Below are 26,978 nucleotides of genomic sequence, written 5' to 3' on the forward strand. Positions count from 1 at the left end.
GTCGGTGACGGGGTTGCCGTGTACGTCGGTCAGGACGGGGCCGTGTTCGCCGGGGACGACGAAGTGGGCTTCGCCGGCGCCCTGGAGGGCGATGCCGCGTTCGGCGATGCGGCCGTCGCCGCCGTACCGGACGGACCCGCCGCCGGCGGGATCGGTGACCCGATAGCCGTCGGGGATCGTGGTGAGGGTGTGGTCGGTGATCGGTTTGCCGTGCGCGTTGGTCAGGACCGGAGGCCGGACGTCGCTGTGGACCACGAAGCGGGGTGCGCCGGTCCCGCCGAGCGCGATGCCCTGATCGGCGATGGCGCCGTCGGTGCGGTAGCGGATGCTGTGGCCGCCGGCGGGGTCGGTGACCCGGTAGCCGCCCCGCACCACGGTGACCTCGACGCCGGTGACGGGGTTGCCGTGCACGTCGGTGAGGAAGGGATGACCGGTGCCGTTGTCGACGACGAACCGGGGCTCACCCGGTGAGTGCAGGGCGAGTCCCTCGTCGACGACGGTGCCCCCGTCGTCGTACCGGATGGAGTGGCCGGTCGCGGGGTCGGTGACCCGGTAGCCGTCGTTCACCGTCGTGCGGATCGCCGCATTGTCGAGCCCGACCGAGTCGAGGCCGACATGCAGAGCGGTGATCGCGGTCGGCGGCGGGACGCTCCCGGCCACGGCCGTCGTCGGCAGCGCCGGTGACCCGCCGCCGACCACGTCGTGCCCGCTCCCGCCGACCAGCCTCGGGCGCTCCAACAGGCTTTCCGCCTGTGCCCGGGCCAGGTTGCGGTCGATCCGGGCCGGGTCCATGCCCAGTTGATCCAGCCGGGTGAGGGCGTTCTCCACCTTGGTCGAGGCGTGGTCCACCGCGATCCGGGCGTCGCGCTCGAACGGAGACGGCTTGGAGGACCCGCCGGGGCGGATCTCCAGGTCGTGCAACACCTGCTGGGCCCGGCCCAGTTCGGTCCGCGCCGAGGCCAGGTCGCGCCAGGCCTCGATGCGGCCGGATCGCAGCGGATCGTCGGCCTTGCCGAACAGCGCGCCGATCCGGTCCGCGTCGCTCTTCCACAGTTGTTCCAGCTGGGAAGGGGACAGCCGGTTGGCCGGGCCGGCCAGGCCGCCGCCGGTCGTCGCCGGCGTCGGCGCGACGGCGACCGGGTTCGTGCTCGGCGCGCCGGGGCGCAACTCGGCGCCGCTGCCGGGTCCGTGCGGCGGCGGCGCGGAGGGAAGCGCGCCCGCGTTGGCGGGCGAGTCCGGGCGCAGCGGCGCCGGCCGGCCGTGATCCAGCAGGTTGAGCGCGTTTCCGGCGTGGTCCGGGACCAACGCCGTCGGCGCCGGGCCGCCCGCGAGGGCCGACGGGGACGGCGCGGACAGGCTCGTCGGCGTACCGAACCCGGTCGGCCCGACCTCCACGTGCGGGCCGGGCGTGCCGTGGCCGGGCAGCCCCGGGCCGGTCAGGCCGTGGTTGGTCAGGCCCGAGGCGGGCAGGCTCGGCGCCGGCAGGACGTGGTTGGTCATACCGGACGCGGGCAGGCTCGGCGCGGCCAACCCGTGGGTGCTCAGACTCGGGTTGGCCAGGTGTGGGATGCCGGCGCCGCCGCCCGGGACGGTGCCGGTGATCGGGGACGGTAGGTTCGGCCGGTGTACGGCCCCGGTCTGGACCAGGTCGAGCGCGGACAGCGAGACCGGGGACGGGGTGTGCGCGATGCCCGGGAGCGCGGACGGGCCGGGCAGGGCGGACACCGCACCGGCCGTGCCGGTGGTCGGGGTGAGCCGGCCGACCGAGCCGACCGCGTCGAGTTCCAGTCGGGAACTTCCCGCCGGCGTCGGCAACTTGGCCCAGTCGCCGATCTGCACCATCTTCAGATCGCGCGCGCCGATGTCCAGGAGCGCGTCCATCCGGCGCACCGCGTCCGGTGCGAACTGCATCACCTCGCCGAACGAGGTGGGGATGTGCAGGCCGCCCGGCGAGGTGACGGTCAGATTCGTCGGCAGGTCCAGGCTGTTCAGCCGAAGCTCGTTCGCGCCGAACCCGGACCAGTCGCCCGCCCGGATCTGCGCCAGCTTGTCCAGCGACATCTCGGGCAGCGCGCCCACCCCGTGCAGCGGCGGCGGCGTCGGGATCTGACCCAGGCCGCGCCCACCCGCGCTCAGCAGCGGTGAGGCGTAGCGGAATTTGCCCAGCACGCCGCGCTCGTAGAAGCCGATCTGCAGCGCGCGCTTGAGGCCGAACCGGCTGATCTCGGCCGCGTCCACCGGCAGGATCAGCCGTAGCCACTTGGTGCCGCCGAGTTCGGTTTTGAGGAACTTCCAGGTGCTGCCCGCGGCGCCCTTGACCAGGCCCGGCAGGCCGCGGAACAGGGCCGGCACCGCCTTGAAGCCGTTGATCACCGCGAGGCCGCCCTTGCCGAGCGCGGAGCCGACCCAGGACGGCAGCTTGAGCGTGGCCGCGCCCACCCACAGGGCGCCCGACTTGACCCAGCCGCCCGCGAGTCGGGCGAAGTCCTTGAAGCCCGGGATGAACGCGAACGAGCGGAACGCGCCCGCTTTGAAGGTGCCCTTGAGGGCGCCCCACGCGCCCTGCGCGAAGGCCTTGAGGCCCTTGTCCCAGACGAACTTCGCCCCGTCCTTGAACAACTTCAGCAGGTTGAGGCCCTTGGTGGTCGGCGCGATCATCCCCAGTCCGGCCAGGAACAGGTCGAGCAGCCCGGCCTTGCCGTTCGCGACATCCACCGCGGTCTTGACGAACAGGACCAGGTTGATCCCGATCGCCAGCAGCGCGAGCGGGCCGCCCAACAACAGCGCGGGCAGGATCAGGATGATCGCCAGCCAATTGAACGCCTCCCAGAACAGGTCGCAGTCGGTCACCGGCTGCTTGATCCCGGTGGCCGCGCTGTTGACGACCTTGGCCGTGGCCTCGGCCTGGGTGCGCTGGGTGGTGCCCGCGGTGCGCGCGGTCGTCCCGAAATGAGCGCGTTGCGGGTCCTCCGGTGCCAGGTCCCGGCCGTTGCTCAACGCGGTGTCGGCGACCCGTTGCTGAGCCTCCATCACGTCCGCGTACGTGCGCATCGACTTCGCCGAGTTCTCGAACGCGTCGGCGATGCTCTGCACGAACTCCCGGAGCGGGCCGCTGATCTTGTCCCGCAGCGCGTCGGCGGTCTGCCCCACGAAGGCGCCCGTGCCGGTCTTGTCCAGCACCGAGTTCAACGCGTCGTCGATCTCGCGGGCGACCCGACCCAGGCTCTCCATCGAGGTGACCAGGGCACGCAGTCGGACAGGGTCGCCTGGGGTGGGATCGGTGCTCAAGCCGATCGCGTTCCAGTCGGTGGGGCGATTGCCCATGACCCGTCGTCTCCTCGCCGTGCTCGCCGGACCTCGCCGGGACCACGCCGGGACCGGCTGCGCGGTTCAATGAACCGCGCGGGTCGCCCCGGCGTGGTCACGGCGACGGATCCGGCCGGTGGATCCGCGCTGCCCGACGGGAGCGGACGTGATCGACTTCGCGCTGGACTACAGCACGTTGAGCGAGGCCAAGAAGGACCTGTACGACCTGGCCGAGCGGATCTCGCCCACGCTCAAGTCCAGCGACTTCGCCACCCTGGGCAAGGGCGGCTACACCGACGCCCAGGCGGTGTTCGGCGACCCGACGCTGACCGGTGCGTTCCGCAGCCTGTACCGGCTGTCCGCGGGCCCGATGACCCGCGCCGAGGACCTGCTCAAGAAGCTCGGCGACTGCTTCGGCAAGGTCGGCGACGCCTACTTCAACGCCGACGCACAGATCACCGAGGGCATGGGGGTGATGGGCGCGACCATGGGCCTGGAGGAGTGGCGGAACAAGGTCAGCGCCTGGAAGTACAAGCAGGAGCACCTGTCCGAGTGCGCCACGCCGGGCCCCGACGGCACCTTCCCGGAGTTCTGCAAGGCCCAGGACCCCGGCGACAAGCCGCCGCTCGACCAGGTGATCACCACGCCCAACGGCGGCCGGATCGAGACCCATCTGACCCTGGACGCCAACGGGAACGTGATCAAGGAGGAGACCAAGGTCACCTCCAACGGTCAGACCTACACGTCGGTCACCACCTACGACTCGGACCGGCTGAACTACAAGACCGTGTCCACCGCGGCCGACGGCAGCGTGACCACCACCGAGACGCACCTGAACAAGGACGGCGGCGGGACCCAGACGGTGGTCGACTCCGAAGGCAAGACACACCTCTACACGCGCGTCGACGGCAAGCACGAATGGAAGGACGTCACCCCCAAGCCGCCGGAGAAGCCCGTTCCCCCGGGCGGTGGCGGCGGCGGTGGTGGCCGCATCCCGCGCCGCGACTGAGCCCCCTCGACGCCCGCCTGCGTCGAGCCCCCGACTGCCTCATCCCGGCATCGGGTGATCCCCGCATCGCGCGATCCGCTGCACCCGACCCCCGCAGTTCCCGACCCGGTTCGCCCACCCCTGCGGTGAGCCGATCTCCCCAGGAGGAACCCATGCCCGATATCGCACTCGACTTCGGCCGGATCGACGAGGTCGCCGGCAAGCTCAACAAGGCTCGCGAGACGATCACGCCGATGATCAAGACCCTGCTCGGCGACGTGAACGGGCTGCTCGACAACGGCATGGTCTTCAAGGAGTCGAGCCCGGCCATGCGCGACGCGTACGCCAAGTTCGACACCAGCCTGACCGCCGCCATCGACGGCATCCAGATCTTCTCCGAGATGTTCGCCAAGATCCGCACGCAGATGCACGAGATGGACGTCGAGATGGCGAAGAACCTCAAGAAGAACTGAGCCTCCGGCACCATCGGGCGGGCCTCGGTACTCAGTTGGGCCCGCCCACCACGATTCGGGCCGCACCCCTTGGGGATGCGGCCCGAATTCGTGTCACGCGCGGGGTGGTTCGGCGCCGCCGGCTACCCGACCGACCGCAACACCGTCAGCGGCACCTGCACCGACATCGGCATGCCCCCCGGACCCGCGGTCCACCCCCGGCCGGGCACGGGCGGCGCCACGCGCACCACGTTCGTCGGGAGCCGGACGCCGATCATGTCGCCCTCCTGGAGGTTCTTCGGCGCGAGCAGGATCCCGCTGCGGCTGCCGCGCCGGGCCGCGCTGAGCCAACTGCCCATCGCCACCTGGAGGGCGTCGTAGGAACCCGCGTACAGCAACGCCTGACCGCGGTCCCGCCCGGCGACCGCCAGGTCGCGCAGGACCCGGTCGGCGGCGGGCATCCCGAGCAGTTCGGCGTCGTCGACGACCACCACGCGCGGGCCGGACAACTCCTCCAGGGCACGCTCGACGTCCTCGGCTGCGGGATCCTCCTCGGTCAGCAGGCGCACCTGCGGATGTTGCGCCAGCGCGCGCAACGGTGATTCGCGCGGGGTCAGTACGAGCAGCGAGGTGCCGCCCGCGAGCAGCGACACCGACAACGACGCGAGGGTGGTGCTGCGCCCGGTGCCGGAGGGCCCGATCACGCAGAACACCGACTTGCCGGCGAAGTCCACGCCGACCGGCTCCGCACTGTCCCCGCCGATGCCCAGCAGCCCCCACATCGGACGACGGGCCGCGGTCGGCACCTGCTCGTACGCGGCGGCGAACTCGACCACCCGCGGCAGGGTCGGGATCCGCACCGGCATGCGCTCGCGCGGCAGCCCGGCATCGCGGCGGGTCGCCTCCGCGCCGATCCGGCGCAGCGCCTCGGCCTGCTCCTGCCCGCTCGGGTCGGGCGCCAGCAGCGCGACCTGGCTCTCGGTCTGGGACAACACGTGCCAGCCGCGACCGGGCGGGATCACCGCCGGCACCTTGCGCAGCGGCATGCCGACCATCTGGTAGTCGGTGCGATCCACCTGGCGCAGCAGCAGCTTGTGGTCGTTGTGCGCGGCCAACCGGCCGCCGAGCAGCGCCCGTTCGGAGGTCGCCACGAAGTGGATGCCGGCCGCCGCGCCCTCGCGCAGCAGTCGCGTCACGTCGTCCACGAGCCGGCCGCCGTCGTGGTCGTCGAGCAGTCCCACCAGCGCGTCCCAGCCGTCGAGCAGGACCACGATGTGCGCGGGTCGCTCGGCCGCCGGGAGCATCCGGCGCAGCTCCACCAGCCCGGCGGCGTTGTGGACACTGCACCGTTCCTGACGCTCGGTCAACTCGCGCACCAGGCGGCCCAGCAGCCGGCCCATCCGCTCCATGTCGTGCCGCGAGACCACCGCGCCGCAGTGCGGCAGGGCCTCCAACGCGGCCAACCCGCCGCCGCCCGCGTCGATCCCGTACAGGTGCACGTCGGCGCAACTCGCCGTGGCCGCCGCGGCGCCCGCGAGGGTGCGCAGCACCTGGGTGCGGCCCGAGCGGGGCGAGCCGATCACGTACAGGTGGCCGAACGTGGCCAGGTCCATCGTGGTCACCCGCTGCTCCTGGAGTTGCGGGACGTCCTCCAGCGCGTAGGGGATGGGCGGCGGGCAGGTGTCGGACGCGCCGGTGTCGGCCCGCTCCACCGTCGGCAGGTCGTCCAGCAGCACCCGTTCGGCCAGCGCCGGCAACCAGGGGCTGGGCTGCGGGGTGTAGTCCGGCAGCGTCGCGGCGGCCTCGCGCAGGGCCAGGACCAGCGCGTTGAGGTCGGTCGGGTGGGGTGCGTCCGTGGTGTCCGGCCCCTCGTCGACGGCCGGCAGCGACGCCGGGCGGCCGAGGCCGGCCAGGGTCAGTTCGGTGGCGCGCACCGACCGGGTCGGGCCGGTCACGGGGCCGTGGCCGGGGATCGGCCGCTCGGCGCCCACCCACGCGGCCTGGAACGGCACGGCCGCGTTGTGTCCGGTGCGGATCAGCGCCCGGCCCGGGGTGCCGGCCGAGATGTGCACGGCCTCGGCGGTGTCGATGATGTCCTGGCTCTCGCCGGCGTCGGTCACCCGCAGGGCGATCCGCAGGTTGGTGTTCGCGCGGATGTCGCCGGTGACCACCCCGGCCGGTCGCTGGGTGGCCAGCACCAGGTGGATGCCGAGCGAGCGACCCCGCTGGGCGATGTTGATCAGCCCCGCGACGAAGTCGGGCACCTCGCGGACCAGGGTGGCGAACTCGTCGATCACCAGGATCAGTCGAGGCAGCGGTGCCAGCGCGGGGTCGGCGGTGCGCTTGCCCCGGTACTCGGGGTGGTCCTTGGCCCCGACCTCCGCCAACAGGTGCTCGCGCCGCCGCAGTTCCGCGGCGAGCGAGTCCAGTGCCCGGGTGGCCAGGTGCTCGTCCAGGTCGGTGACCATGCCCAGGGTGTGCGGGAGTTCGGCACACTCGCTGAACGCGCTGCCGCCCTTGTAGTCGACCAGGACGAAGGTCAGCTCGTCCGGCCGGTTGGCCACCGCGAGCGCCGCCACGAAGCTCTGCAACAACTCGGACTTGCCCGAGCCGGTGGTGCCCGCGATCAGGCCGTGCGGGCCGTCGCGCACCAGGTCGATCCGCACCGGCCCGTCGTAGCCGGCCCCCAGGGTGAACGTGGTCGAGGCCGGTCGGCGGGCCCAGCGAGCTTGGAAATCGGCCGCGTTCGGCGGCTCGGCGTCGACCAGGTCGAGCAGCTTTACGGTCTGCGGGAGGCCACTGTCGTGTTCGGGGCTGACATCGCGCAACGGCGCCAGGGAGCGGGCCAGTTGCTCGCACCAGGAGGCGTCCACGTGGTCGGCCCGCACGTCCGCGATGTCGGGCAGGCCGGTCTGGCGCACCGTCAGATGCCGACCCGTGGCCAGCACGACGGCGGCGCACTCCTCGGGCAGCAGCCGCTCCTGCTCGTCCAGGCAGACGCTGAACACCCGAACCGCCGGGCCTTCGGTGAGCACCTGGACCATGCCGGGCACCTCACGCAACTGCCGGGCGCCGTCCGCGATCACCAGGATGTCGGGGCCGCTGAACATCGCCTGGCCCATCGACGAGCCCATGCTGCGCCGGCGGCCCTGGATCTGCGCGACCAGTTCGGAGATCCGGTTGGCGGTGGACTCCGGGTCGGTGCCCAGCAGCACGACCGGCGCGGCCGAGCCGGACTGCGGGCGCAGATGCGGCAACCAGCGCACCCAGGCCCAGCCGGCGGCCCGATCGGGATCGGTCAACACCACCACGCGCAGGTCCCGCGGGCTGTGCAGGACGGCGGACTGGATCACCAGCCAGCGGGCCAGCGCCTGGATCGGTTCGCTGGGGCCGGCCACCCCGAGCACGCCGTGGTCGGCGATCTCGACGCCTATCGGGGTGTCCGGCAACGTCCAGCGGGCGGTGCGGTGATGCTCGTCCCGGGCCGGGTCCTCGACCTCCTTGACCGAAGGCTGATCCACTGTGCCGATCCGCAGTACCAGGTGGTCGGCGTCGCGCCGGCGCCGCTCCCACAGCCGGCTGCCCGGGCCGGTCGCGATCAGCGCGACCGCGGCCGGGTCGGGGCCGACCTCGCCCCGGACGATGCGCTCGCGCCGCACGGCGGTGCGGATGTCGGCGTGCAGGACGCGCAACCGGCGCCGATACTGCACCCCGTCGAGCTGGTGCTTGAGCCGGTTGCCGCGGCGGCCGGAGATCCAGTTCGCGATCGCCATGAGCGGGCTCATGATGCAAAAGATCAGATAGAAGTACGACTGGAAGAACCCGACCATCGCCAGACCCATCACCAGCGGCGCGATCATCACCAGCAGCGGGAACGGCAACCGGTTCGGCTCCAGCGGCGGCGAGGGCAGCCGGATCTTCTCCGCGTCCAGGTGCGGGGCGATCCGGGGTGGCCGGTTGTAGTCCAGCCCGACGCCGTCGTCGGAGGGCGTGACGTCGGCGTCCGCCTCGACGGGCCCGGACAACCGCAGCAGGGACGGGCCGACGACCAGGTCGGCCTCCTGCGGCCAGGGCGTGCCCGGCGGCGCGGGGACGCGGACCACCGGCTCCTCGGGCGGGGCGATCCGGGCGCTCTCCCGCTCCACCTTGAGGTCCGCCTCGCGCTCGTCCTCCAGGACCCGTTCCTCGTGCTTGCGCGGCAGCGCCGCGGCGGCGGTGATCGCGTCGGTGGGCGGCGGCGCGACCTCGCGGCCGTGCACCGCGCCGTCGTCGGGGACGGTGCGATGCCAGTACGCCGAGCCGTCCGGGCAGACCGTCACCCACAGGCCGCGGGCCGGAACGCCGGCGACCGGCAGCCGGATCGCGCAACCCTCGTCGGCGCCGATCTCGTGGCTGCCCGGGCCCAACGGCCAGATCCGACCGGTGTAGGGGCCGGAGACCGCGTGCACCTGGACCAGGGTCTGCGGATCGAAGGGATGCCGCGGAGCGCGCACCCGATCGGGCTCGGCGGGCGGTGCACCCAGGCCGAGGACGGTGGCCTCGTGGATACCGGAGACGGTCAGCGGAGCGTGCGGGTCCAGCGCGGTGTCGCCGAGGTAGAGGGCCTGCCCGTCGGTCTGCGCCTCGCCGTCGAGGAACGCGCCCAACTCGGGCGCGCGCCCGTCGGGGCCGGCCTCGACGGGGGCGGTCGGTCGCCGCACGGCGGTCGCGAGGTCCGCCACGATGCTCCCGGGCGGGAGGTCCACGAGATGGTCGCGGCGCAGACCGTCCGCGGCGTCCACGGTGGTGACGGTGAGTCTCACGTTGGCGTGCTCCTGGGGGTGGGCGGGGATTTACGGCCGGGGGTGCGGCCTGGGATGGCACACGGGAGGTTCGGCCCGGCGGATCACGACGGCGCTGCCCCACCGGGATCCGCCGGAGAGGACCCGAACGCCGGACGGGCCGATCAACGGCCCGTCCGGCGTGGGGACGGTTCACCACCGGGCCCCGACGGCTCGCCCGACGGGATTCCCGGCGGGTGCGACGCCGCGCGGGATCACACGTCGACGGAGACGCCGCTCGGCTTGTCGGTGTCGGCGGGCTCGTCGAAATCGTCGTGCGGGGCCGGCGGGGCCGGCTCGGCCGGGGTCGCGCCCGGCGTCGAACCCGAGGCCGAGGCCGGTGCGTGGGTTGCCGCCTCCGGAACCGGATCCAGGTCCGGATCGGCCGCCATCGGGCCCGGGTGCGCGGCGTCCTCCGTGGACCACGGCGGCAGTTGCCACACCGTCGCGGCGACCGCGCGCGGCAGCGGACGGGCGTCCACCCGCAGCGGGGTGCCGTGTACGAGCAGGGCGCCGGTCGGGGACACCGCCAACAGCCGGGCGTGGCCGCGCGGTGTACCCAGGGTCAGCACCGACACCGGTGAGGAGGCGGGCACATCGGGGGTGTCCGCGCACACCACGACCTGCGGATGGCGGCGGCTCGACGCGGCGGTGGTCGCCAGGGTGAACGCCTCGGCGGTACTCGGCCCGGCATGCCGCGGGTGGATGCCGTCCGCGACGGTGACCGCGCCCGCCGGCAGCCGCGCGTCGAGCTGGGCCGCCAGGGCCTGTACGGTGGCCCGCGCGCCGCGCCGCTCGCCGGACACCGCGAGCACGCGGGGACCGGCCGACAGGTCGAGGAAGACCACCGCGTCCTCCCGGGTACCGATCGCGACCGGCAACGGGGCCGGACCGGTGCCCACTTCCAGGTCGGTGCGCGCGATCCACCACAGCCGGGGGTCGAGTTCGTCGACCGCCCACGGCTCGGCGGGCTCGGGCAGCTCCGGACCGCAGGTGACCAGGACGCCCACCACGTCGCGCTCCACCAGCGCCGCGTACGGACGCGCACCGGCCGCCACGTCGGCCGCGAGCCGCAGCGCGTGCTCGGCGTCGGCCCAGGTGTCCGGCCCGCGCAGCGCCCGTACCAGCAGTCGGCGGCGCCGCCGATACCGGCTGAGGGCGGCGACCGGCTCGGCGAACGCGGCCACCGTGAGCGCCAGTTCCCGGCGCAGCCGGCGGCGGACGAAGCGCCATCCGCCGCGCCGCATCGCGGCCCAGTGCGCGAGGGCGAAGACGAGGACGACGATCCCCGCATAGCCGAGCAGGGTGGTCAGGTTGTGTCCGGCGACCTGCATGGCGAGGTCCTCGGAGCCCGTCATCCGCTCTCCTCGATCGCGGCCGGCTCCCGACGGATGGCCGCGATCCCGTGGTAGGTACGAGACTTGACCGTTCCGCGCGGTATCCCCAGGGTGCGGGCGACGTCCGCGCCGCTGCGATCGAGCAGGTGCACCTGGGCGAGCGCCTCGCGGTGCGGCGCGGCCAGTGCGCGCAACGCCCGTACGAGCACGCAGCGATCCACGACCGTCGCGGCGGGATCGGGCACCGTCGGCAATCCGGTGAACTCGCTCGGATCGATGCCCACCGGTAGTGACCGGTTGCGGCGCCGGGCGTCCACGGCCAGGTTGCGGGCGACCCGGAACAGCCACATCCGGATCGGCCGGCCGTCCCAGTCCAGCCGGTCCGCGGCCTCCCACGCTCGTAACAGCGTTTCCTGGACCACGTCTTCGACGGTGTGCAGGTCGGCGCCCAGGATTCCGCTCACATACCTGCGCAACGGCGCACTCTCCGCCATCAGCAGTTCGATCCGCCGTTCGCGCTCGTGGGTCTCACGGCCAGGCGACACGACTGGGCTCCTCGGAAGTTCGGCCGACGTCCGTTCCGCCGGTCAAGATCACGATATGGAGCCGGAAACACCCTCGGCGGGCCGGAAAATGAACAGTCGGCGATCTTCTGGCGGACCTTCGGTGACCCGAGGTCGTGCGGCCCGAACGTACCTGCGCGGGCGGCCGATTCCGCGGCCCGGTGCGTGGACCGGGCCGGTCAGCCGATGGCCGGCGGGTGCTGCGCGTCGTAGCGCTCGCGGGCCCGGTCCACCTCGGGGATGTGCTGCTCGGCCCAGGACTTGATGGCCGACATCAGCGGCAGCAGGCTCTCGCCCAGCGGGGTCAGCGCGTAGTCGACCCGGACCGGGACGGACGGCGTGACGGTGCGGGTGACCAGGCCGTCGCGTTCGAGGTTGCGCAGGGTCTGGGTGAGCATCTTCTGGCTGACCCCGGCCACTCGGCGGGACAGGTCGCTGTAGCGCTGCGGGCCGTCGGCCAGCGCGTTGACGAGCAGGCTCACCCATTTGTCGCTGATCCCGTCCAGGAGCCGCCGGGCCGGGCAGTCGGCCATGTACGCGTCGAACGCGGAGCGGGCCTGGGCGCGGCGTTCGGCCGCGGTACGGGTCGGCATGGCTCTCCTTCGGGTGGCATACGCACTTTCGGGTACGTGCTTACCCAGGGAGAGTAACTCTTCGTAGGTTGGCGGTCGAGGGGCCGGACGGACCGGCCCGACGCAGAGCGTGGGAGTGGTGTCATGCGTGCGGTGGTCGCCCGAGCCGGATCGCCCGTGGTCGAGGTCGTGGACACGCCCGACCGCGAACCGGGGCCGGGGCAGGTGCGGATCCGGGTCGCGGCGGCGGCGGTGAATCCGGTGGATTCGATGGTGCTGGAGGGTGCGCCGGTGCGATTCGGCCTGGTGCCCGCGCGCGAGGTGTTCGGCCTGGGTTGGGACGTCGCCGGCGAGGTGGCCGGCGTCGGCGCGGGAGTCACCGGGTTCGCGGTCGGCGACGCGGTGCTCGGGTTGCGTGATCGGCTGGATGTACGGACGGGTGCACAGGCCGAGTTCGTGGTGCTGGACGCGGACGCGGTCGGGCCGCTGCCGGCCGGTCTGGATGCCGTCGCGGCGGCGACGATCCCGTTGAACGGGCTGACCGCATGGCAGGGACTGGAACTGCTCGACCTCGCGGCCGGGGACACCCTGGTGGTGACCGGGGCGGCGGGCGCGGTGGGCGGCTTCACGGTCGAACTCGCGGCGGCGCGCGGGGTGCGCGTGGTGGCGGTCGCGGGCGCCGCGGACGAGGACTTCCTCCGCGGGGTCGGCGCCGAGTGGTTCGTGGCCCGCGGCCCGGAACTGGCCGACCGGATCCGGGCGATCGTGCCGGGCGGCGCGGACGCGGCGCTGGACGCGGCGATGCTCGGCCCGGACGCGCTGGACGCGGTGCGCGGAGGCGGGGCGTTCGTGGCGCTCAACGCGGGCGCGGCGCCGCCGGCCCTGCGCGGCACGCGGGTGCACCACGTCTGGGTGCGCGCGGACGGTGCCCGGGCAGCCGAACTCGCGGCGCTGGCCGACAAGGGCGGGCTGACCCCGCGGGTGGCCGGGGTGGTCCCGCTCGCGGACGCGGCCGAGGCATACGCCCGGCCGACGAAGGGCGGGCTGCGCGGGCGGTGGGTGCTGGTGCCGTGAGGGGACGGGCGCCCCGGAGGCCGTAGGCCGAGCCGAACCAGGGGCCGGCTTCGTGTGGGTCGAGTCCGGGCCGGGATCGCGCGGGCCGGGTCCGTGGGGATCCGGCCCGCGTGGGTGGATCAGGGGGTGCGTGCGTGCGGCGGCTTGGGCGTGTGTACGTGCTCCTCCCACGGCTGCCGCGGCGGCCCGGGGTGGATCGCCTCGTCGATTTCCAGCAGGGATTCGCTGTGCCGTTCGCGCTCGAACGCCTCGGCGCCGCCGCGGACCCCGAACAGCCGCTTCGCGACGATGATGTAGACGACCGCGAGGATGTTCAGGGCGAGCGTGGCCACCTTGAACGCGCTCACGTGCTCGCGCATCTCGTAGCCCTCCAGCGGCAGGAACGCCGCGGTGGCGACCACCGTGAGGTATTCCGCCCAGCGCTCGAGCAGCCACAGACCGACCGCCTCGACGATCTCGATCACCGCGTAGACGACCATCGCGACGGCGACCCAGACCAGCGTCGAGTGCTTGTAGTCGAAGGTCTTGCGGATCGAGTCGACGATCGGCGAGTGGTCCAGGTCGTAATGGAAGTGCTCGGCCACCGGCCGGAACGCGGTCAGGTCGTCCTCGAACAACCTGCGCACCGAGTCCTGCGAATTGCTGAAGCGCCAGACCGCGTAGGCCGCGAGCAGGATCAGTACGCCGCGCGCGGCCCGCTCGACGGCCAGAAAGCGCAGGATCAGCACGTCGCGCAGGGCCCGCCCGCGCATCACCGTCGGCGCGTCGCCGGCCGGGCCGCGGCCCTTGACCTCGCCGAGCACGTAGTCCCCGCAGCGCAGGCAGCGCCACGCCTCGCCGACCGGTGTGCTCGCGTGCAGTCGGTCGCGCAACGCCGGTTCGTCGGGAGCGTACGTCTCGTGTCCGCGCCGGGCGCAGGTCCGTCGATTCCAGTCCACGCGGTGAAGTTACGGCCCGTGGATCCCGTTCCGTCCGGGATTTGGCCGGGTGCGGATCAAGGATTGGTCATCGAAGCGTGAAATGACGGCCGCCGGCCCGCCCGGGGCCCGATCACGCCGGATCGGCCCGGCTGAGCCGGGATGTGCCCGAACGAGCCCGGATCACGCCGGGGTACGGCCGGCCAGCACGGTGTCCAGGTGCATCGCCCACTGCCGGACGATCGCCCGCCGGCACGCCTCGTCCTCGGTGAGCAGTTCCCTGATGCCCAGTCCGCGGGCCAGGCTCAGGGTGCCTTCGACGGCGGCCGGCACCCCGGGGCGGGACACGTCGGCGTCGAGCAGGTCGACCGCCATGTCGTACATCGCGGCGCACAGTCGCCGATCCAGCGGCGCCACCCTGGCCCGCAGCGTGTCGTCCTCCACGGCGGCCACCCACAGGTTGAGTGCGGCCCGGTAGAGCGGGCCCCGGAACATCGACACGAGCGCGTCGACCACCGCCTCGGTGTGTGCGGGGCCGGGCGGGATCCGCGCCCCGTCCAGACGTATCCGGGCGAACAGGTCGCCGGCCATGTGATCGATCGCGGCGGTGAACAGGTCCTCGCGGGTGGGGAAGTGGTGCTGCACCGCGCCCCGGGAGACGCTCGCCCGCTCGGCGACCACGGTCACGGTGCCGCCGAGCCAGCCGACCTCGGCCAGCACCTCGACGGCGGTGTCCAGGAGTTTTGCTCGGGTGACGCGACTGCGGTGCTGGCGTGGTTCGCGTACGGGTGCGCTGGTCACGGAGTTCAGCCTAGGCCGTGTCCGGCGGATCTTGGTGGGGCCGCGCCGCCCGGCACCGCGCCTCGCCGCACCGGAGAAACGGCCGAATGGAACCACTATGCGGCTGCTTCTCCGGCACGCCGAGCCACGGCACCGGACGACGCGACCTCATCCACCAAGATCCACCGGACACGGCCCAGGGCCTGTCTTCGGTCCCACGTCGCGGTGCTCGGTGTCGTGACCGGCAACGTTCGGTGGTGCTCGGGTCGATGCTTGACAGGGGTTGCGCCGGAGGGTCGAATGTCTTTAGCGAACGTTCAGTAACCTTGCGGATCCGAGGAGACGAAGCCCCATGACCACAGCCGTCATCGTCGACGCGGTGCGGACCGCCTCCGGCAAGGGCAAGCCCGGTGGCGCGCTGTCCGGCACCCATCCGGTCGACCTGTTCGCCCACACGCTGCGTGCCCTGGTCGAGCGCAACGGCCTCGACCCGGCGCTGGTCGAGGACGTGATCGCGGGGTGTGTCTCCCAGGCCGGCGACCAGTCGCTGAACATCGCGCGCAACGCGGTGCTCGCCGCCGGATTCCCGGAGAGCGTGCCGGCGACGACCGTGGATCGGCAGTGCGGATCCAGTCAGCAGGCCGCGCACTTCGCCGCGCAGGGCGTGATCGCCGGCGCGTACGACATCGTGATCGCGGGCGGCGTCGAGTCGATGAGCCGGGTGCCGATGGGCTTCGCCGCGCGCGGAGGCGACCCGTTCGGCGAACTGCTCGGCAAGCGCTACCCCGAGGGGCTGATCCCGCAGGGATACTCGGCCGAGTTGATCGCGGCCCGCTGGAACCTGGACCGGGCGGCGCTCGACCGCTTCTCCGCCCGTTCGCACCGGCTCGCCGCACAGGCCGCCGCCGAGGGCGCGTTCGATCGGGAGATCGTGCCGATCACGCTCGCCGGCGGCGAGCACCGGGTGGACGAGACGGTGCGGCCCGCCACGACCGAGGAGGGTTTGGCCGGGCTCAAGCCCGCGTTCGTGGACGAGGGCATGGGTGCCCGCTTCCCGGAGATCGACTGGCGGATCACCCCGGGCAACTCGTCGCCGCTGACCGACGGCGCCTCCGCCGCGCTGATCATGAGCGAGGAGCGCGCGACCGCGCTCGGACTGACCCCGCGGGCCCGCTTCCACGCGTTCGCGGTGACCGGCGACGACCCGTTGCTGATGCTCACCGGGATCATCCCGGCCACCCGCAAGGTGCTCGAACGGGCCGGCCTGGGCATCGACGACATCGACGCGTTCGAGGTCAACGAGGCGTTCGCGCCGGTGCCGTTGGCGTGGGCGGCGGAGGTGGGCGCCGACTTGGAGAAGGTGAACCGGCGCGGCGGTGCGATCGCGATCGGGCACCCGCTCGGCGCGTCCGGCGGGCGGCTGCTGAGCACGCTGCTGGGGGTGCTGGAGTCCACGGGTGGCCGGTACGGCCTCCAGACGATGTGCGAGGGCGGCGGGATGGCCAACGCGATGATCATCGAACGCCTCTGAGGGTTGTGCACCCGCCCACCTGTTTTCCGCCGATCCGGACTCACCCTGTTTCCGGCCCGGCACCCCGAATTGCCGACCTCGCTTTGATCGTTTTGATCGTTACGGAGACACATAGATGCGCATCGAAGGCACCACCGCCCTGATCACCGGCGGCGCCTCGGGCCTGGGCCTGGCCACCGCCGAACTGCTCGTCGACAAGGGCGCGTCGGTCGTGCTCTTCGACCTGCCCTCGTCACAGGGCAAGGAGGTGGCCGAACGGCTCGGTGAGCGGGCCGTGTTCGTGGCCGGCGACGTCACGCGGGAGGACGAGGTACGTGCGGCGGTGGACGCGGCGGACGCGGACGGCACGCTGGCGATCACGGTGAACTGCGCGGGCGTGGCCAACGCGGCCCGTACGGTGGGGCGGCAGGGCGCCTTCCCGCTGGACCTGTTCGCGCGCGTGGTCAACGTCAACCTGATCGGTACGTTCAACGTGCTGCGGCTGGCGGCGGAGCGCATGGTCGGGCACGAGCCGGTGGACGGCGAGCGCGGGGTGATCGTCAACACCGCGTCGGTGGCGGCCTTCGACGGACAGATCGGGCAGGCCGCGTACAGCGCGTCCAAGGGCGGCATCGCGGCGATGACGCTGCCGATCGCGCGGGACCTCGCCGGTCTGGCCGTACGGGTGATGACGATCGCGCCCGGGTTGTTCGAGACGCCGCTGCTGGGGGCGCTGCCGGAGGCCGCGCGGGCGTCGCTCGGTGCGCAGGTGCCGCATCCGAGTCGGTTGGGGCGGCCGGCGGAGTATGCGGCGTTGGTCGCGCACATCGTGGAGAACCAGATGCTCAATGGTGAGGTGATTCGGCTCGACGGTGCGATCAGGATGGCGCCGAAGTAGGCGTTGGGCACTGGGCCTTTTGGCCTCATACGCCGGCCGGGCTGGAGTTGGTTCGGCCGGTGTTGGGTGTTGGGTCGGCTGGGTTCGCCTCAAGCGCCGGCGGGGCTGAGTGGCCTCGAACGCCGGCCGGGCTGCTTCGGCTCAAGCGTTCGTCGGTTGAGTGGTCTCAAGGGCCGGGTGGGTTGGGTTTGTGGCCGACTGTGGCCAGGGAGATGGTTACGTAGCGGTTGGCGATTTGTTGGGGGGTCAGGGGGCCCGTGGGGCGGTACCAGTTGGCCACTGCCTGGCAGCACGTGATGACGGCGCGGCCGGCGTCCACCGGGTACGGGGTGGTGAACTCGCCCAGGGCCACGCCGTCTCGTACCGCGTCGTGCATCAGGGCTTCGAGTTCGTCGCGCATGGCGATGTAGCGGGCCCGGTTGTCGGGTTCGAGGCTGCGCATCTCGCTGTCCAGGAAGGCCAGCGGCGCGCGGTTCGCCATGTACAGCACGATGCACTCGACCAGTGCGGCGAATCGCGCGGTGGGCGCGTCGTCGGCCTCGGCGAGGGCGCCTCGGCAGCGACCGAGTGCCGCGTTCATCGAGCCGATCAGCAACTCGACCAGCAGCGCCTGCTTGTTCTGGTAGTGGTAATACAGCGCCGGCACCGTCACGCCCACCCGGCGGGCGATGTCGCGCACGGTCGTGCCGTGATATCCGTGCTCGTCGAACGCGGCGAGCGAGGCGGCCAGGATCGGCGGCAGCAGCAGCGGGTCGTACGCGCGCCAGTCGGTGTGGCCGTCGGCGCGCAGATCCGCCGCGAGTGGCTCCGCCATGGGTCCGGCTCCTGATTCCGCACACGGGCTCCGGCCGCTCCGGGGCACATCGTCTTGGGTGTGGCTATTTCGGGTGTCGCCGTTTTTGGGTGGCGACAGTCTAACGATCGCTCGCTCGGTACCGGGGCGCGGCCGGTGCCCGGGTTGCGGCGATTTCGAACCGGCCCCGAACCCGGCCGCGCGGCGCGGTACTTCGTGCCGCCGCTCAGCCGCCGATCTGCTGCAGGGTCTTGACGAGTTCGGCGAAGCCGATACCGACCTCGTCCAGGACCCGCAGCAGGGCCGGCGGCGGGTCGCCGATCTGCCGGTTGAGCGGACCGACCCGGCCCGGAACGCTCGCCAGGTCGCCGCCGCGGAAGCGCGACTCGGGGTCGGCCGGGGGACGTATCTGGTAGCTGCGCCAGTTCCGGGCGGGCCAGTTCAGCAGTGTCAGGTCGGGCGCGTGCCAGGCCATGAAGGCCCAGCGGCGCTCGTTGCCGGCCTGGATCAGCACCGGCTCGCCGTACTGCGCCAGCCGGGTCGCGGCCACCGCCGCGATCGGGACCGGGTTGCCGAACGAGCCGGTGATCCGCCAGATCCCGTCCTCGATGCCGGCGACCCAGCCGTGTGCGGCGAACTCCTCGATGGCCTCGGCGTACGGCCCGTCCTCGGCGGGGGCGGTCGGGACCGGCTCCGGGTCGAGGTGGGACGGCACGTACAGCGGCGCAGGCGTCGGGGTCGGCGCAGGCGGCGCGGCGGGGGCGGGGGTCGGTGCCGGCGGGCGCGGCGCCGGTGTCGGTGCGGCCGGCGGCGCGGACGCGGCCTGGACCGGCCGCGGCGCGACCGCGGCCGCCGGTGCCGCGGGCCGCGGGGTGGGGGGCACGGGTTCCGGGCGGGCGGCGAGCCGGGTGTCGCTCGGTCGCGCGGCGGCGGCCGGGCTGTACGCGAAGACCGCGGCGGAGTGGACCACGCTGCCGTCGGCCCGCGTGAAGCTGCCGCGCACGGCCGGCCCCAAGCCCGCCGCGGGCGGGAAGTCGGAGCTCGACGCGCCGCTCGGGATGACGCCCAACTCCCGCCAGGAGCCCGGCGATCCGTCGGCGGAGGTGCTCACCGTGACCGGCTCGCGGGCGGCCTCGGCCAGCACCACGTGCAGCCCCGCGCCGTCCGCCTGCGCGCCGAGCAGCACGAGTTCGGCGCCGACCGCGACGCCGCGCAGCGCGTCCAGGTCGGCGAGTGAGGTGGGCCGGCCGTCGCCGAGCGGCAAAACCGGACCGCCCCCGGTGCGCACCGCGAGGTCGAGACCGCCGCCGGCCGCCGCGGTGCCGGCGAACCGGGCCCGGGTCAGGTCGGCGTTGCCGGTCAGCGCGAACCACCGGTCGCCGATCCGCCACTGCGCGAACCGGCCGTGTACCAGCCGCTGTTCGGGCAGTACGAGCACGTCGGCGGGACGACCGCCGAGCGCGGAGCGCAGCAGCGCGCCGGTGTGGCCCGACCAGTTCTCGTGCACACCCAAGAGCACCCGCGCGGGGGCCAGTCGCGCGATCAGCTCGCGCAGCGTGTCACCCGCCGGGTCCACGGCCGGCGCGTACACGTGGAGTTCGTCCACCGGGCCGGCCGGCACCTGGTCCAGCAGCGAGCGGTCCAGGTTGTCCAGCAGCCGCGCGTCGGGACCGGGAGTCTCGTCGGCCAGGATGTGCCGCTCGGTCAGCAGCACGGCGATCTCTCGCAGGTACTCGGCGGCCCACGGGGCCATCGCGACCCCGTCGAGTTCGGGCAGCTTGTCCAGCCAGTCGGCCACGTCGGCCAGCAGCGCGTTGGACGCGTCGTCCTCGGTCTCCACCACCGTCCACAGCCGGTCGTCGCCCGCCCAGCCGGGCAGCGCCGGGGTGCCGCCGCCGATCGCGATTCGGCACGCGTGCTCGCCGAGCAGCACGACCAGCCTGGCGCGCAGACCACCGGGACACACGGTGGGTGCATAGAGGTAGTCACGACCGGCGCCGCGCACCTCGTGCGGGTGGTGCGCCTCCTGCGCGGCGTCCCCGAAGATCGCGACACGGGCGGAGAGGCCACGGGCGAGCGGGACCGCGACGCGCTCCAGGAAGGGCAGGTCGACGTTCAGGCCGAGGAACAGGGCCTCGTGCAGGGCGGCGCCGTCGGTGCGCTCGTGCCATTCCCGCAGGAGCGTGACGGGGGATGCGGATCGGGTGTGCTGCGACGCGGTCATATGTCGATGTCCAAGGTCGTTCGTCCCGAGGGGATGGCGTGCGGGTGCGGCTCGCGGATGCGGTCGGAGGAGCCCTCGACACGCTTCCGATGGTAGGCCCGGTCGCGAGTCGGAGGAGAAAGGCCGATCACCGCACGGGCGCGCCTCGGATCGGCGCCGGTCGGCGTGCGGGCCGCGCGGGTCATCCGAAACCACCTTCCTCGTCGCGAGGATCATCGCAGGAGTCGGCGGTGGCGATGGCAGAGGTCCCACGTCGTGGGCACCATCCGGGAGCGGAGCGCCCCCGCATCCTTGTCGCCGACCCGGCTGCCTGAGATATTAGTCCCATGCGGCATGGGAGTGTCCGGCCGCGTCGGGGTCGATACGCCGGTCACCGGGTTCCGTGAACCGGTCGCGGCACCGGCTTGCCGATCTTCGCCGATCCTCGTCGCCGACACCGATCGCGGCCGGGATCCGAGGAGAATCCGGACATGACGCCGACCTCGACAGCGCGTACCAAGAGCCGGACCGCCCTCGCCCGGGAGACGATCCGCGGCCGCATCCTGCGCCTGGAGATGTTGCCCGGGACGGTGTTCAGCGAAGGGGATCTGGCGACCGCTCTGGACATGGGCAAGACGCCGGTGCGCGAGGCGCTCAACCTGCTCACCCACGAGAGCCTGGTCGCGGTCGCGCCGCATTCGGGCTACCTGGTCATGCCGGTCACCCTGCGCGACATCCGGGAACTGCTCGAACTGCGCCTGACGATCGAGACGTTGGCGGCCCGACTGGCGGCCGGCCGGCGCGATGCGGAGGGGCTGCGCGGGCTGGACGAGGCGGCACGGGCGTGGCGGCGCACGGCGATGGGCGGGGCCTCGACGGCGGATCGGGCGTCCGGGCCGGGGCTCGGGCCGAGCGTCGGGTCGGGGCGCGGGCCGGACGTCGGGTCGACGCTCGGACCCGCCGTGGGTGCCGGAGTACGTGCGCGAGCCCGAGTCGCGTCGGCGCCGCTCGGGTGGCTCGGCTTCGGCACCGCGCTCGCCGAGCGGGCCGGCAACGGGCGGGCCGCCGAGATCGAGGAGTACGTGCTGCGCCACCAACTGCGCCACCTGTGCCTGGCCGTCGTACTCGGCGAGCCGACCTGGCCGGCACCCGACCACGGGCCGCTGAGCGCGGCACTGGCGGCGGGCGACCAGGAGGCCGCGGCCGCCGCCGTCGAGCACGGCATCCGGGCGCTGGGCACGGCCGTGTTCGGCGCGCTGGTGCCGCCGGTCGCCGCGCACCTGGGCCGCAGGGTCGGCGCCGAATGTGCCCCCGAACTGCCGGCCGACCTGCTCGACCTGGACCTGGGCACACTGCTCCGCACGGGCGCGAGCTGAGCCGGCGCCCCGACGGCGGCGCCGGCCGAGTTCGTTCAGGGCCCGGGCGCGAGCCGAGCCCGCGCCCGGCACCGGCGCCGGCCGAGTTCGGTCAAGGCCCGGGTGTGGGACCTGCGATGTTCACGTCCAGGAGGGCGTCGCTGGACAGGAGTGCGTCCAGCACCCGCTCGCGGCATCCGGTGAGCCGGGTGTGTACCGCGTGCCGGGCCGCGTTCGGGTCGCCCGCTGCGAGGGCGTCCAGCAACGGCGCATCGTCGCCCGCGATCGAGCGCAGGTGCGGCCCGCCGGCGGCCACGCACAGTCGGAGCAGCCGGTGGTGTGCGTGCAGCGTTCCGCCCAGGGCGCGGCGCAGGTGTCGATTGCCCGCCAGCTCGCCGAGCAGCAGATGCAGCCGGGTGTACCGGTCCAGCCACGCGTCCGGGCCCTCGACCGGTCGCGCGTCCCGCACCCACGCGCCCTCGCGGGCCACCGGCGCGACGACCTCGGCCGGCCGCCGGGCCACCGCGGCCGCCGCGTCCTGCTCCAGCGCCCGATGCAGGTCGAACAGTTCGCGCGCGGAGCGCAGGGTGACCCGGGAGACCCGGTATCCGCTGCGCGGAAGCACCTCGACGAAACCGTCCTCGGCGAGCAGGGCGAGCGCCTCGTGTACGGGCGTCTTGCTCATGCCCAGTTCGCCGGCCACCGCCTTCTCGGTGAATCGGGCGCCGGGCGCGAGTTCCAGGTGCAGCACCCGACGCCGGACCTCCCGGTACGCCGAGCCGGTCAGCGACCCGGGCCGACCCTCACCGCCGGTGCGGTAGTAGCCGGGCGGACTCGCATTCGCCATGACACTCCTCTCACTGCTCACCGGCCGGTTGCATCCCGGCGCGCGTCGATTCGGTCCGGTGCGCGGGTCGATCCCGGTGCGGTGGGTCGACCCGGGCCGGTCAGTAGAAGTGCCGCAGCTCCGGCCACAGGCGCGACCAGGGCTTCGCCGTGCCCGCGCACAGTTCGACCACCGCGTGCTGTTCCTCGTTGTCGACGCCCTCCCCGTTGTCCACCCGGGTGACCAGTCGGCAGCCGACGAAGCCCCGGTATCCGGACGTCACTTCGCCTTCGCGGACGATCACCACCGGACCGTCGGCGCGATCCGGCGGCGGGCCCCAGTCGGCGAAGGACATGTGGCCCGAGTACGGCTTGGGCAGCCCGCGGTCGGGGCCGTACCGGTCGAGCGCGCCGGCCTCGCCGTAGTTGCCCGCGAACAGCACCGCCCGGTCGCGCTGTTCGGGCGGGATCCGCGCCCAGGCCACCGCCGCCGCGTCGGCCAGTTCGGGCCAGCCGATCTGCTCGCCCTGCTCCGGGTTGATCCCGTTCACCGCGTTCACCCGGCCGGCCGGCAGCAGCGGCAGCGAGATCACCGCGCTGGTGACCGTGGCGACCACGAGCATCGAACCGACCGGCACCCGCCGAGCGGGTCGGGAGGCGGCCCAGCGCACGGTCGGCTCGCAACCGGCCGCGACCAGCACCAGGAGCAGCGGCAGTGCGTAGTACGACTTGCCGCCCGAGCCGATCACCAGGACGCACAGGACCAGGTATCCGGGCAGTATCGCGCGAGCCCAGCGAAGCTCCGCCGAACGCCACAGCCGCACCCCGCCGGCTACCCAGATCGGTACGAACAGCGGTGAAAGGTAGGCGATTTGCAGGGGGACGAACATGATCCGGTTCTCGGTGCCGTCGTCCGTACTGATCCCGCCGGCGACGGTGAACTGCGGCCAGCCGTGGCCGGCCTGCCAGATCAGGCCGGGTGCGCTGAGCAGTACCGCGATCGCGATGCCCGCACCGAGCAGGCGACCGCGCAGCACCTCGCGCGGGCCGACGGCGAGCAGACCGGCGAGCAGGGCCACCACGAGATAGCCGACCAGGTACTTGTTCAGCATCGCGCCGCCGACGGCCGCTCCCACCGCGAGCCACCAACGCCCGTCGCCGGTGCGCAGCAGGCGCAGCAGGAACCACGCCACCATGAGCCAGGCGAGGATGTCCACGGTCGCGGTGGACCACAGGTGGCCGACGCCCAGCACGATCCCGGACGTGGCCGCGCAGGCCGCGGCGAGCAACTGGCCCGCCCGGCCGGAACCGAACTCGCGTGCTATCAGCGCGACGACCAGGACCGTCGCCGCGCACGCGAGCGCGGCGAAGATCCGCAGATCCTGCGGCTCGTCCCCGAACAACTCGCCGGACGCGCGGGCGAGCAGCGGCGTGAGCGGGGGCTGGTCCACGTAGCCCCACGCGAGATGCCGACCGGCCACCACGAAGTACAACTCGTCGCGATGGAAGCCATAGCGCGCGGACAGCGCCGCCTGCACCGCGAAGACCGCGATCACGATCAGTGCGATCGGCCGCTTCGCGAGCGGCGGCAGGGCGGGCGGTACCGGTGCGGGCAGCAGTGGTTCGGTCGACGTGCGTTTCTCCACACGGCTCATTACGTCATGGTGCCGGATCCGGGGTCGGTACGGCAGAGACTCGCGTGCAGGTCCGGCGGAGGAAACTTGTCCGGCCACAGGGGACGTGCCCTCTTCATACGGGTAACGTCGCGGTGCGAAGCCCGGCCGCTCCGCACCGCCACTCCATCCCGTATCCCGGATGTGGCATTTTGCATGCCGCATGCCGCATCCCGCCCGAGGAGACCACGACGTGTCCAAGACCCCCGAGATCGGCGCCCCGGCACCGGACTTCACCCTCGACGCGGTACACCTGAGCGACGGCGAGGTCCGCCGGGAATCGCTGACCCTGTCCGCACAGCGCGGTCGTCCGCTCGTGCTGGCCTTCTACCCCGGCGACGACACGGCGGTGTGCACCAAGCAACTCTGCTCGTACTCCTCCGGCTTCGAACAGTTCACCGACCTCGACGCCACCGTCTGGGGAATCAGCCCGCAGGACTTGGACAGCCACGAGAAGTTCGCCCGCAAGCACTCCCTGCGCATGCCGCTGCTCGCCGACACCGACCACAAGGTGGTCGAGTCCTATGGCATCGGCCTGGGCAGCAACGCGCTGCGCCGTGCCGTCTTCATCATCGACGCCGACGGCATCCTCCGCTGGAAGCACGTAGCCCTCGTCGGCCTCACCTATCGCGGCGTGGACACCCTGACGGCCCAACTGAAACTGCTCCGCGGCTGAGCGGCGGTGCCCGGACCGAAGGTTCAGAAGTTCAGGGGTTGGAGGAAGGTGGGGGCGCCTTCGGGTGGGCCGCCACTGATCAGGGCGACTCCGGTGGGGCCGATGTGGACCGGGCCACCGGAGTCGCCGGCGGCGCCGGACTGGGTGCTGCGGACCAGGCCGGTGACCGCGCCCTCGGGGTAGTTGACGGTGACGCCGGTCGCGTCGATGGTGCCGCACCGGGTGCCACTGGCGGCACCGGTGCCGCAGACCCGGTCACGGAGCCGGGGCACGGCGAAGCCGGTGATCACGGTGGTGGAGTCGCCGTCGACGATGTCGGCCGTCGGAGTCAGGCCCTCTGCCGCGGGGATGACCGCCCAGTCGCCGCCGGGGAAGCGGTACTGGTCGACGGTGCCGACGAGGGCGCCGGTGCGGTCGTACCAGGTGGGGGCGTCCCGGGCGCAATGGCCCGCCGTACCGGTCGCGTTCGGGCGGTAGCCGTTGAAGCCGGCGGTGCAGATGAAGACCGTGCCGGTGAGCCCGCTGTAGATCGTGCTGCCGCCGTGGAACCCGGTCGCGGCGCGGGAGTTGGGCCCGGCCGCCGGTCCTCGGGCCACCCGCGGTCGGATCGGCGCGGGGAGTTCGAGCACCTCGACCGACGCGGGCAACATCCGGGCGGTGCGCAGGAAGGCCGAGGTGGCCGGGTCGGCGGCGCCGCGCAGCTTGGCGATCGTGAGCGTGCAGCGCTGATGGTCGACGTACCAGTACTGGTTGTCGCCGGCTCGGCCGTCCAGGGCCAGCCCGTCCAACCGGTGCCGCAGCGCGAGCAGTTGGTCCAGCCGGTCGACCAGGCAGCCGACGGCGGGCGGATCGGCCGTGGCCGGGCCGACCTGCGTGGTCAGGACGAGCGCGGACGCTGCGGCCATCGACAACATCGAACGCGTCATGGTGGTCCGCTTCATGCCGGACACCGTAGGGACCGGCACCGGGCGCACGGAGGTCAACCGCACCGCGCTCACCCGAACGAGCGGCGGGATCCCCCGCCCGGGCACCGCACGTTCGGGGCCCGGGCGTGACGTGTGCCACCCGGGCGGATGGCGCCCCGTACCGTCTTGCGCAACTTGTGGAAGGTAAGGCTAACCTAAGCACGACCCCGGGGGTCGTGCCGAGCCCCGGCCCCCGTCCTTACTCGTGCCCGGAGCCCCACATGCCCTCATCTCATCGCCCGCTCGCGACCGCCCGACGGCGCGCGGTTCGGCTGCTCGCCGTGGCGGGGGCGGCCGGTCTGCTGCTCACCGGATGCGGTTCCGACTCCGACTCCAAGTCCGAGCCCAAGCCCGCCGCGAGCCAGGGCGGCGGGGCGCCGGCCGCCGGCGACTCGGCCGGCGGCACCCGCACGGTCAAGGACGCGACCGGTACCGCGGTCCAGGTGCCGGCGAGTCCCAAGCGCATCGTGGTGCTCACCCAGGAGGACCTGGACGCGGTGCTCGCGCTCGGCGTCAAGCCGGTCGGGATCACCAACGGCCAGGGCCTGGACAAGCCGCCCGCCTACCTGGCCGACAAGGTCAAGGGCATAGAGGTGGTCGGGAACCTGCTCCAGCCGGTGATGGACAAGGTGATCGCGGCCAAGCCGGACCTGATCCTGGCCGGCGACATGCAGGACGAGCAGGTGCTCAAGCAACTGCGCAAGATCACGCCGGCGACGCTGGTCACGATGGCCCCCACGGACGACTGGAAGTTGTCCTTCCGCGGCATCGGCAACGCGGTCAACAAGCTGGACCAGGCGAACAAGGTGATCACCGACTACGAGGCCAAGGCCAAGAAGACCGGCGAGGACCTGACCGCGAACAAGGGCGCCGCGGTGAGCATCGTGCGTTGGAACCCGAACGGCCCGAGCTGGATGGAGAAGCGCCAGTTCGCCAGTGGTGTCGCCCTCGACATGGGGCTGACCCGGCCCAAGGCGCAGGACAAGGACGGCAATGCGCACACTCCCGCGCTGAGCCTGGAGAAGATCGCCGAGATCGACGGCGAGTGGCTGTTCCTGGGCACGCTCACCGCGGACGGCGCGAGCGCGCTCAAGGAGGTCCAGGAGAAGCCGGCGTACAAGGAGTTGAACGCGGTCAAGAAGAACCACGTGGTCACCGTGGACGGTTCGGTGTGGTCCACCCGGGGCGGCCCGCTGGCCGCCGACGTGGTGCTCGGTGACATCTCCAAGGCACTGTCCGCCACCTCCTGACCCGCCGTCGACGGCGACCGG

The 26,978-nt window shown here is 72.9% G+C and carries 19 protein-coding genes and 1 pseudogene; 8 read left to right on the forward strand and 12 right to left on the reverse strand.

Going from position 1 to position 26,978, the window contains the following annotated elements; genetic code table 11:
* Nucleotides 1-3,324 (reverse strand): annotated as a pseudogene (locus ACFZBU_RS35065) (hypothetical protein); the annotation flags it as partial.
* A 148-nt stretch (nucleotides 3,325-3,472) separates the two neighbouring features.
* On the opposite strand from ACFZBU_RS35065, the gene ACFZBU_RS35070 reads away from it, so the two are divergent.
* Nucleotides 3,473-4,315, forward strand: a complete 843-nt coding sequence (locus tag ACFZBU_RS35070) for a hypothetical protein (protein WP_391587765.1) — start codon at nucleotides 3,473-3,475, stop codon at nucleotides 4,313-4,315.
* Between the two features lie 152 nt (nucleotides 4,316-4,467).
* Nucleotides 4,468-4,767 (forward strand): hypothetical protein, encoded by a 300-nt coding sequence (locus ACFZBU_RS35075; RefSeq protein WP_391587766.1) that lies wholly within the window; start codon nucleotides 4,468-4,470, stop codon nucleotides 4,765-4,767.
* 122 nt (nucleotides 4,768-4,889) lie between these two features.
* Here ACFZBU_RS35075 and ACFZBU_RS35080 read toward each other — a convergent pair whose 3' ends face one another.
* From ACFZBU_RS35080 to ACFZBU_RS35095, 4 genes are all read right to left on the reverse strand, one after another.
* Nucleotides 4,890-9,548, reverse strand: coding sequence for an FtsK/SpoIIIE domain-containing protein (locus tag ACFZBU_RS35080; RefSeq protein ID WP_391587767.1), 4,659 nt, complete (start codon nucleotides 9,546-9,548; stop codon nucleotides 4,890-4,892).
* A gap of 233 nt (nucleotides 9,549-9,781) precedes the next feature.
* Complete coding sequence (locus tag ACFZBU_RS35085) at nucleotides 9,782-10,924, reverse strand: hypothetical protein (protein WP_391587768.1); 1,143 nt, start codon at nucleotides 10,922-10,924, stop codon at nucleotides 9,782-9,784.
* Nucleotides 10,921-11,448: a sigma-70 family RNA polymerase sigma factor gene (locus ACFZBU_RS35090; protein ID WP_391587769.1), complete on the reverse strand. Its 528-nt coding sequence runs from the start codon at nucleotides 11,446-11,448 to the stop codon at nucleotides 10,921-10,923. The genes ACFZBU_RS35085 and ACFZBU_RS35090 overlap by 4 nt, the downstream gene beginning before the upstream one ends.
* 197 nt (nucleotides 11,449-11,645) lie before the next feature.
* The gene (locus ACFZBU_RS35095; RefSeq protein ID WP_391587770.1) at nucleotides 11,646-12,059 is read right to left on the reverse strand and encodes a winged helix-turn-helix transcriptional regulator; all 414 of its coding nucleotides are present in this window, start codon (nucleotides 12,057-12,059) and stop codon (nucleotides 11,646-11,648) included.
* Nucleotides 12,060-12,182: 123 nt separating this feature from the next.
* On the opposite strand from ACFZBU_RS35095, the gene ACFZBU_RS35100 reads away from it, so the two are divergent.
* A complete protein-coding gene (locus ACFZBU_RS35100) occupies nucleotides 12,183-13,112 on the forward strand; it encodes an NADP-dependent oxidoreductase (RefSeq protein ID WP_391587771.1) in 930 nt (309 codons plus the stop codon).
* A gap of 119 nt (nucleotides 13,113-13,231) precedes the next feature.
* On the opposite strand, the gene ACFZBU_RS35105 is transcribed toward ACFZBU_RS35100, so the two are convergent.
* Nucleotides 13,232-14,050, reverse strand: coding sequence for a DUF2127 domain-containing protein (locus tag ACFZBU_RS35105; RefSeq protein ID WP_391587772.1), 819 nt, complete (start codon nucleotides 14,048-14,050; stop codon nucleotides 13,232-13,234).
* Nucleotides 14,051-14,212: 162 nt separating this feature from the next.
* Nucleotides 14,213-14,830: a TetR/AcrR family transcriptional regulator gene (locus tag ACFZBU_RS35110; RefSeq protein ID WP_391587773.1), complete on the reverse strand. Its 618-nt coding sequence runs from the start codon at nucleotides 14,828-14,830 to the stop codon at nucleotides 14,213-14,215.
* Between the two features lie 331 nt (nucleotides 14,831-15,161).
* On the opposite strand from ACFZBU_RS35110, the gene ACFZBU_RS35115 reads away from it, so the two are divergent.
* Nucleotides 15,162-16,340, forward strand: coding sequence for a thiolase family protein (locus tag ACFZBU_RS35115; RefSeq protein WP_391587774.1), 1,179 nt, complete (start codon nucleotides 15,162-15,164; stop codon nucleotides 16,338-16,340).
* Between the two features lie 115 nt (nucleotides 16,341-16,455).
* Nucleotides 16,456-17,217, forward strand: coding sequence for a 3-hydroxyacyl-CoA dehydrogenase (locus ACFZBU_RS35120; protein ID WP_391587775.1), 762 nt, complete (start codon nucleotides 16,456-16,458; stop codon nucleotides 17,215-17,217).
* Nucleotides 17,218-17,383: 166 nt separating this feature from the next.
* Here ACFZBU_RS35120 and ACFZBU_RS35125 read toward each other — a convergent pair whose 3' ends face one another.
* Both ACFZBU_RS35125 and ACFZBU_RS35130 read right to left on the reverse strand, forming a co-directional pair.
* A complete protein-coding gene (locus ACFZBU_RS35125) occupies nucleotides 17,384-18,031 on the reverse strand; it encodes a TetR/AcrR family transcriptional regulator (protein ID WP_391587776.1) in 648 nt (215 codons plus the stop codon).
* A 205-nt stretch (nucleotides 18,032-18,236) separates the two neighbouring features.
* The gene (locus ACFZBU_RS35130) at nucleotides 18,237-20,234 is read right to left on the reverse strand and encodes a hypothetical protein (RefSeq protein WP_391587777.1); all 1,998 of its coding nucleotides are present in this window, start codon (nucleotides 20,232-20,234) and stop codon (nucleotides 18,237-18,239) included.
* A 470-nt stretch (nucleotides 20,235-20,704) separates the two neighbouring features.
* Here ACFZBU_RS35130 and ACFZBU_RS35135 point away from each other — a divergent pair, with 470 nt between their 5' ends.
* Nucleotides 20,705-21,589 (forward strand): GntR family transcriptional regulator, encoded by an 885-nt coding sequence (locus ACFZBU_RS35135; protein ID WP_391587778.1) that lies wholly within the window; start codon nucleotides 20,705-20,707, stop codon nucleotides 21,587-21,589.
* A 91-nt stretch (nucleotides 21,590-21,680) separates the two neighbouring features.
* Here ACFZBU_RS35135 and ACFZBU_RS35140 read toward each other — a convergent pair whose 3' ends face one another.
* Nucleotides 21,681-22,415 carry a GntR family transcriptional regulator gene (locus ACFZBU_RS35140; protein WP_391587779.1) on the reverse strand — a complete coding sequence of 245 codons (735 nt, stop codon included), beginning with the start codon at nucleotides 22,413-22,415 and terminating at the stop codon, nucleotides 21,681-21,683.
* 100 nt (nucleotides 22,416-22,515) lie between these two features.
* Nucleotides 22,516-24,048 (reverse strand): ArnT family glycosyltransferase, encoded by a 1,533-nt coding sequence (locus ACFZBU_RS35145; protein ID WP_391587780.1) that lies wholly within the window; start codon nucleotides 24,046-24,048, stop codon nucleotides 22,516-22,518.
* Between the two features lie 211 nt (nucleotides 24,049-24,259).
* Here ACFZBU_RS35145 and ACFZBU_RS35150 point away from each other — a divergent pair, with 211 nt between their 5' ends.
* On the forward strand, nucleotides 24,260-24,742 hold the full coding sequence (locus ACFZBU_RS35150; RefSeq protein WP_391587781.1) for a peroxiredoxin: 483 nt from the start codon (nucleotides 24,260-24,262) through the stop codon (nucleotides 24,740-24,742).
* Between the two features lie 23 nt (nucleotides 24,743-24,765).
* On the opposite strand, the gene ACFZBU_RS35155 is transcribed toward ACFZBU_RS35150, so the two are convergent.
* Nucleotides 24,766-25,683, reverse strand: coding sequence for a S1 family peptidase (locus tag ACFZBU_RS35155; protein ID WP_391587782.1), 918 nt, complete (start codon nucleotides 25,681-25,683; stop codon nucleotides 24,766-24,768).
* A 245-nt stretch (nucleotides 25,684-25,928) separates the two neighbouring features.
* Here ACFZBU_RS35155 and ACFZBU_RS35160 point away from each other — a divergent pair, with 245 nt between their 5' ends.
* On the forward strand, nucleotides 25,929-26,957 hold the full coding sequence (locus ACFZBU_RS35160; RefSeq protein WP_391587783.1) for an ABC transporter substrate-binding protein: 1,029 nt from the start codon (nucleotides 25,929-25,931) through the stop codon (nucleotides 26,955-26,957).
* Nucleotides 26,958-26,978 lie beyond the last annotated feature (21 nt).

The sequence above is a fragment of the Embleya sp. NPDC008237 genome (assembly GCF_042956465.1).
Taxonomy (GTDB): Bacteria; Actinomycetota; Actinomycetes; order Streptomycetales; family Streptomycetaceae; genus Embleya.